General features: G+C 58.3%; 5 protein-coding genes and 1 pseudogene. 5 read left to right on the forward strand and 1 reads right to left on the reverse strand.

Annotated elements, in window-relative coordinates:
- From ACQ4WP_RS28630 to ACQ4WP_RS28640, 3 genes and pseudogenes are all read left to right on the forward strand, one after another.
- Positions 1–139, forward strand: a pseudogene (locus ACQ4WP_RS28630) (IS481 family transposase); the annotation flags it as partial.
- 302 nt (positions 140–441) lie between these two features.
- Entirely contained in the window at positions 442–2412 is a 1971-nt protein-coding gene (locus ACQ4WP_RS28635; RefSeq protein WP_436526606.1) for a DUF7380 domain-containing protein, read from the forward strand.
- Entirely contained in the window at positions 2409–4214 is a 1806-nt protein-coding gene (locus ACQ4WP_RS28640) for a site-specific integrase (RefSeq protein ID WP_436526608.1), read from the forward strand. The genes ACQ4WP_RS28635 and ACQ4WP_RS28640 overlap by 4 nt, the downstream gene beginning before the upstream one ends.
- A gap of 122 nt (positions 4215–4336) precedes the next feature.
- Here ACQ4WP_RS28640 and ACQ4WP_RS28645 read toward each other — a convergent pair whose 3' ends face one another.
- Complete coding sequence (locus tag ACQ4WP_RS28645; protein WP_436526610.1) at positions 4337–5161, reverse strand: GIY-YIG nuclease family protein; 825 nt, start codon at positions 5159–5161, stop codon at positions 4337–4339.
- A gap of 301 nt (positions 5162–5462) precedes the next feature.
- On the opposite strand from ACQ4WP_RS28645, the gene ACQ4WP_RS28650 reads away from it, so the two are divergent.
- Together ACQ4WP_RS28650 and ACQ4WP_RS28655 are read left to right on the forward strand one after the other, a co-directional pair.
- Positions 5463–5648, forward strand: coding sequence for a hypothetical protein (locus tag ACQ4WP_RS28650; RefSeq protein ID WP_436526612.1), 186 nt, complete (start codon positions 5463–5465; stop codon positions 5646–5648).
- On the forward strand, positions 5645–6850 hold the full coding sequence (locus ACQ4WP_RS28655; protein ID WP_436526614.1) for a helix-turn-helix transcriptional regulator: 1206 nt from the start codon (positions 5645–5647) through the stop codon (positions 6848–6850). Before ACQ4WP_RS28650 ends, ACQ4WP_RS28655 begins: the two co-directional genes overlap by 4 nt.
- Positions 6851–7083: the final 233 nt, after the last annotated feature.

Consider the following 7083-nt stretch of genomic DNA (forward strand, 5'->3'; position numbering starts at 1 on the left):
TATCCCGCAGCGCGCCTTACACCACCAGACACCCATCCAGGCGCTCAAAGAGTGGCAGGCAAAGAAGCCGGATTTATTTGTTAAACGCGTTTATAACCAAGCGGGTCTTGACAATTACGTAATCATCAATACGAAATGAATCCGTTGACGGTGTTTACGTAATCATTCGGACGAATCGCAAAAATCGTGAAAAGACGATTCGTCCGCAGGTTTAGGTAATCAAAGTCCGTAGTTTTAGGTAAGAGCGCTACACCTGCCGGTTTTTTTACGCCTCGTTATTGGCGTCGTATCAATTTCAAAAAAGCGTCGCATCTATTTCAGAAAGTCACAGGTCAGTCGCTCAATAATTTCCTTCTTGCCTGATAATCCGTATTATCAATAAAGCGTTTATAATGAATTACGCGTGAAACAGCCTTCGCCCGATGTCAAAAAGTTACTTTCTTGCTGTTTTCTGTACAAATCTTTACCTTGATACACAGGCTTTCCCATTTCTCCGAATTGCTCCCTCCCTTGACGATGAACAACCAGCAACCATTGCCTGCGTTCCATGCACTCACCGCCGACGACCTACGCGCCAGTGGCTATGACGCGCTCCTGCGTGATGTGTCACCCACCAGCTATCTCGACCTGCACGCGGCGCTAACGGCAGCGCGCAAGGCCCACGAACAGACGGCGCACGCCAGCGCCATCGGCTTTCTCCACGACATCATGTCGATGATGTTCACGCCAGAGACCCCAGCTGAGCCCTTCAAGCCGATGATTGAATGGGGCGACCGGCGTACCGCCATTCCGGGCGACTTTCGCGACTATGTGGACCTTCTGGCTACCCTCAGCGACGGGGCTGAACATCGTCTGCTGCGTGCCAGATCGGCCGACCTGGTCTGGATGCTCGACAGAAAACGCGGTGTACGCTACGCCACCCTGGCCATCGACGCATACTGTCAGCTGCCGGCACAACCAGCCACCTGGATTGAAGGTGAACGATGCAACTGGATGCGCGCCTTACAGTTGGCCGCCGGCCTGGGTAAAGCGGGCGCCGCACACATCGCAGCGATGGAAGCGGCGCTGTTGCACGCTTTCGACGAGGCGCAGGACGATGGCGAGTATCGCAACGCGCCGCATTGGTTCTCGGATGCCCTATACCGCAACAATCTGGCCAAGCCCCAGGCACGCCAACTGGCAAACAAGCTGGCGATCATGGGGCGCAACAGGAGCGCCGCAGGGGACCTGCCGGGTGCCCGTGGCTCCTATGAACGCGCCGGGCGGTGGTACAACAAAGCAGCCGACAGCAACAACGCCGTGGAGATGACGGTGGCGATGGCACAATCTTGGGCAGACGAAGCGCAGCAGCGGCTGCAAGGCCCTACCCCATCGAGCGCCGTCGCTGCAAGTGGCTACGAGAAGGCCATTCAGTTGCTGCGCTCGGTGCCAGCAAAGGCGCGGACAGCACGCAATATCACTCACCGGATTGACGTTCTACGGCAAGCAATGAATGCAGCCGGCGAGCAAGCCATCGGCGAGATGCACATCATCACCACCAAAGGACCGGATGTGCGAGCGCAAATCGCCGAGGTGCGGCAAGCGGTTAAAGGAAAAACAGCGGTCGATGCCCTCTTCCACCTCACCTCCATTTATCACGGGCCCGCCATCGCGGAGCATCGCGCGAGCGCCGAACAGCGGGCGCAGGAATCACCCATTTCGGCGCTCTTCAGCACCACGCTCATGTCGCCCGATGGAAGAGTCATCGCGGCACGTCCCGGTGCCAGCGTGGACGATACCGCCGACATGCAAGAGGCCGCGCTGTTGGCCAGTATGGTCGATTACTTTGCACAGACGACCATGCCAAAGGTGGCGTTTCTCGTCCTGCATGCCCTAGATGAGGTACGCTTTGAACATGCCCTCACACTGGATGATTTTGTAGCCCTGGCCCGCAACTCGCCGCTGGTGCCACCCGACCGTGCCTATCTGTTCGGCAAAGGACTCTATGCCGGGTACAGCCTGGACTTCACTACAGCGCTGCATATACTGGTGCCGCAGATTGAACACTTGGTGCGCTTTCATCTGCAAAATGCAGGGGAGCATACGGCGACGTTCATCGATGGCATCAGCGATGAGATGGGCCTATCGTCTTTGATCGGACGCGAGAAGATGGTGCCCGTATTTGGGGAAGACCATACCTTCGAAGTGCGCGCGCTTTTTTGTGATCGGCACGGGCCCAATTTACGCAACCTGCTGGCGCATGGCCTGCTGTCCGACGGTGCTTGCCAATCGAACGCCTCGGTCTACGCCTGGTTTTTTGCCTTACGCACCGTCTTCGCAGGATTCTGGAACGCGCATCGCCCTGCGCAAGAGGAGAACCATCCAGAGCGAAACGGCCCCCCTCAAGATGATGTGGAGAAGACAGCACCATGACCCAGAACACGCATGTCGTCCTAACCCCCATCACCTACACCCGTGCCGATTACACGGCGTTGCGCGCGCACGTGCTCAAGATTCCTCTCGCCCGTATCGCCGACCTGTATTACAGCGAAGACAGTCCACAGCTGGCGCTGGGGCTTGAGCGCTATCTCATCGACATGCGTAACGACCTGATTGAACGCGCCATCGTCAACAACCCCGCATTTGCAGACATTTTAAAGGGTGCGCGTCAAGGTGGCGCTGTCACAACGAAGGCCCTCGACATTCTGGTGAAGGCGGCCGATGTTCCCGTGGCACAACCGCAACTGGACCAGCCGGTCGCACAGTGGTTTCGGCCGAAAACAGCCGCCGTGCTGCGCGATGAAGGCATTGTTCAGTTAGCCGACCTGCTCGCGTTCATCAAACGCCGGGGGCCGGGCTGGTGGCGCTCTGTTCCGCGAATCGGGGCAAAACGCGCCGAGGTTATCGCCAGCTGGCTACGCCAGCACAACAAGTCCTTGGGGGAGCTGTCACTCCAGCAATTCTCCGTAGAGGTTCCTGCGATCGCCGTGGTGCTCGATCCCCAGTACGCAGACCAGCTGGCGCCACTCGGCCGCTTCGCCGTGCCCAGTAAGTACGATGGCTCTGCCGGCATCAACAGGAACAGCAAATTTTGCTTCATTACGGCAGACAACGACCTACGTGCCGTCGAGTGTTACCTCGCGCGCTTCGAGGACAAAGCCCATACGTTCAGGGCCTATCGCAAAGAGCTCGAGCGCTTTCTGTTATGGGCCATCATGGTGCAACAAAAGCCCATGTCCTCGTTGCTGGCCGACGGCTGCGAAGCCTACAAACTGTTTTTGCAAGCCCCCTCCCCTGCTTTTGTCGGCGACAAAGCGGCGCGGTTCACCGACCGCTGGCGCCCGTTCACCAAGACGCCGATGACTGCCAAGTCGCAAAAGCAAGCGATCATCATCTTGAGAGCCGCATTCGACTATTTTGTTCGCGTCCGCTATTTGGGGGGAAATCCCTGGTCCGCAGTCACCGACCCGAAAGTGACAGAGGAAGTGCACGAGATGCAAATCGAAAAAGCCTTGAGTGAAGAATTTTGGCAACTCGTTGTCACCCAGCTCGAGCAGCGTGCCAGCGTCCCGGAACATAGCCAGGACCGCGCAGCGCTCGCTGCGATTCTCCTCCTCGGTGATTCCGGATTGCGGCGCGAGGAAGCTGCCGGCAGCCGCCGCTCGGCGCTCAAACCGAGCCCCTGGTCGGTCAACGTCTCCACCCTGCGCGTGGTAGGAAAGCGGAGCAAAAAAAGGGACGTCCCCGTCAGTGACAGGACCCTTGACGCGCTGCGCGCGCACTGGACGGATCGCCACCTAGATTTTGACCATCCGCCGCTCGCGGCCGGAAACGTCCTGCCAAGCGACGACATAGCGCTCGTTGGGCCCTTAGTCGTACCGCGACACATGGCAGCCATCGAACGCCATGAAGAACAAAGCGGCAATGGCTACACGGCCGATGGCCTGTATAAGCTCATCAAGTCAGCCCTCAAGCGGCTCAAACCGACGCTGCTGGAAAACGGCATCAGCCCACGCGATTTTGCGCAGTTGGAAACGACGACGCCCCATGCTTTTCGCCACACGTTCGGCACTCTATCGGTGGCGGCAGGCATGCCGCTGGACGTAGCGCAAGGCATACTGGGCCACGTCAGCGCCGCCACGACGTCGATCTATGTGCGGGCCAAAGATAAGCGGATTGCAGAGGAGGCCGCAAAATATTTCATGCAACAAAAGGAAAAGAATCACGGCTCGTAAACTGGGTGATGGCGATATCCAATTTGCGTGTTCCGCGCATGAGCATGCAAGAAGCTGCGAGCCGGGCCGGACTTTCGCGAGCGAAAGTCCGGCACAGGGGATCCCTGCGCCGCAGCGAAACGCTACACAGTTGGATACAGCGCTGTCAGCGTGGCCATCAAGGATATTCCAGACCGGGATTTCCACGAAGACACAGGACGATCGAACAGTTTCAGCATGAATTCTGGACCGTTCAGCGTCACATCAACGGACTCGTGAAAGGTGTGGATATGTTCCGCGTCGTCGTTGGCAACGCCATTCAGATTCGCCTGGCTCACTTTGGCGTGGTCAAGGCCAAAGATCCGGCTCCCAGCCAGGATCGTCACCGCGGGGGCTGGAGAACCATTAAGAATCTTCAGTTGGGATGTCACTTTTTTTGGAAAAGAATAGCTGAAAGTACCATCCATGTTGGGTTCAAACATGTCAATACCAGCCAGGCGCAGGACCGGCTGGACCCCATCAAGAAAGGTCTGAAGGCGTGCTAGGTCTTCCTTGCCCAAGTGCTCCTCCCGGCCAGGGATCTGGTTGTCGAGATCGTAGCGGTTCGCCCGCTTCGCCCACTTGATGAACTGCCGTTCGATGTTCACGGTGTACGCAACATTCATCCAGTCGCCAGCCGAGCTGAACACAATGACGGCTGTCCAGAATTCCTTCTTGCCATCATGCTGTCCGAGTCGCTGTCCAATATTGCCAGATTGCCCTACGTAGAGCTGATTTCCATGGGTAATCCGGTCGAAATGATCCGCGTAGAGCATATAGACACCCGCTTGCTGCAGCTGTGCGGAGGTCGAGATCCACTTGCAACACGTTGCGTAGGACATCCGTAAAACCTGACCGTCCCAGCCGTCGGCGGTGATCTTAGTGACTCCGGGATAGTTAGTTTCTGCAATAGAGATAGCTTTTATCATGTATTTCCAGATGAAAATGAGGCGTTTACACTATCATAAGCCGTTACACAACGAATACGATCATGAATGCTTGAGTGAAAAAAGGGATGGTCACGGCAGGACTAGTTCATCGGATGCCTTATTCTGTTCAATTCAAGGTATTGAGTTGATGTTGATGTTGGCCTCTCCCATGCGGGCTTGGTCGCTGCTTCGCCTACCTAGCGCCTGAATCCATGTCCGAATATGTCCCATTTGAGGACGTGACTGGACAGCCGTGTGGCCTTATCGTTCCTCCGGTAATAATCAATTTATGGAGGAAACCATGACGAAGCATACAAAGGCAGTCCAGCGCAAAGCCACGACCGGCAAGATCCCGATGTCGCAGGACCGAGCCTCGGCTATCCAGAGCCGGACGATGAAGGACAAGGGTACGGTGTCAAAGAACGATTTCGCGGCCCGCGCAGCACGCGCCTCGGCCAGCAATGGCAAGGCCGGCGGACGACAATGAGCGCCAGGCACGAAACGAAGCGGAAAGACACTATCCAACTGGATCCCGCCAAGGTCTGCCTGCGCATCGCCGTGGCCGGCGGGCCGATCAAGGCTCACGCCGTGGGCATGAGCGAAAAGACCATCCACCGCATCAAGAAGGGAGCACCCACGAGCCTGGCCACGGCGCACCGGCTGGCGGCTAACCTTGGCACGACCGTCGAGGACTTGCTACTTCCGCCCGGACGCGACGAAGTGGAACGGCAGTTGCCGCGTAACTGGCTGTACGAGAGCGTTGCACCGTCCGGCGAGGTGCGCCGGCATTTCCCGGCACAGCTCGCCATCGGCGGCGGCCACGAGGGCTACGTCGTCGACGGGCCGCCATCTGGCTGGCAAGACCCGCTCGACGCGCTGCTGAAGTGGCACACACAAGGCGGCAGGAAGATCGTCCTGCGCCGTTCAGCACATGCTTACCTGGTGGAGCTGCACTATTTTGAATACAAGCCGGACCATGCGCAGGAACTCGATTACTTCGGGGCGAGCGCCTGCCGGTTCTTCGCGCTAGCGCGCACCGGCGACGATTTCAGGAAAGCGGCGTTGAACGAGTTCCATGCCGACTGGATATGGGGCGACTTGCGGCGCCTGGCAATGGAGAGAGCTGATATCGTCGACGTGGAAGGGGGCGTCGCCCCCGCGCACCCGCGCGACTACGTGCCGGTCGCACGCTTCTACCGCGGCATGATCGCACGGCGCAAAATGGAAGGCATGCGCGTGTTCGACCAGTTGCATCGTGACTTCCGGCGGGCGCTGATCGAGTATCTGGACGGACTGGATCCGCGCCGGGTACACGTGTCGACGCACGACTTGGGCATCCAGATCCGGATCGCCGCCGTTCGGCCGGCTGTGTACGACCCGTATTGGCAGGAAGACGAACTGTGCATCGAGGTCGACCTGGCGTGGTGGATGCCAGACGGCCGCCTGGCGCCCGCACCGTGGCGCCATGAACACCGTGAACGCATCGTCGCCGCACTCGCCGAGCGCAACTGGGCGGCCGTCTATTCCCCCGGCCTGCCGCTAGCCCACCCAATGAACAGCCCAGACGGCGAGGAAGATCCGCCACTGGCGCCTGACTTGCACGTCCCAGACCGCGTGGCTGAGGCCGTCAAGGCCCTATACTACCCAGTGCCCGAACAATGGGATGTATCGGTCGATATTTGCGCCTAATTCGTTCCTGCCACCCAAGCGCCGCCACAATCCGATCCGCGGCGATGCGCAATTGAGCGATGTCGGCTAGCTGAGAGGCGTGCGCCTTAAGCGGCTCGGCTGAACGCTGCTACATAATGTGTCTGGAGTCGTGTGATTATGTACCCTTTCGTAGCTGGCCGCTATTCAAAGCCAGACACGTTTTGCGTACACTGTTGCACAACCTTAATCAGCCGCCATCTCATGACTCAAGC

Source organism: Janthinobacterium lyxosi (assembly GCF_051380665.1).
Taxonomy (GTDB): Bacteria; Pseudomonadota; Gammaproteobacteria; order Burkholderiales; family Burkholderiaceae_D; genus Janthinobacterium.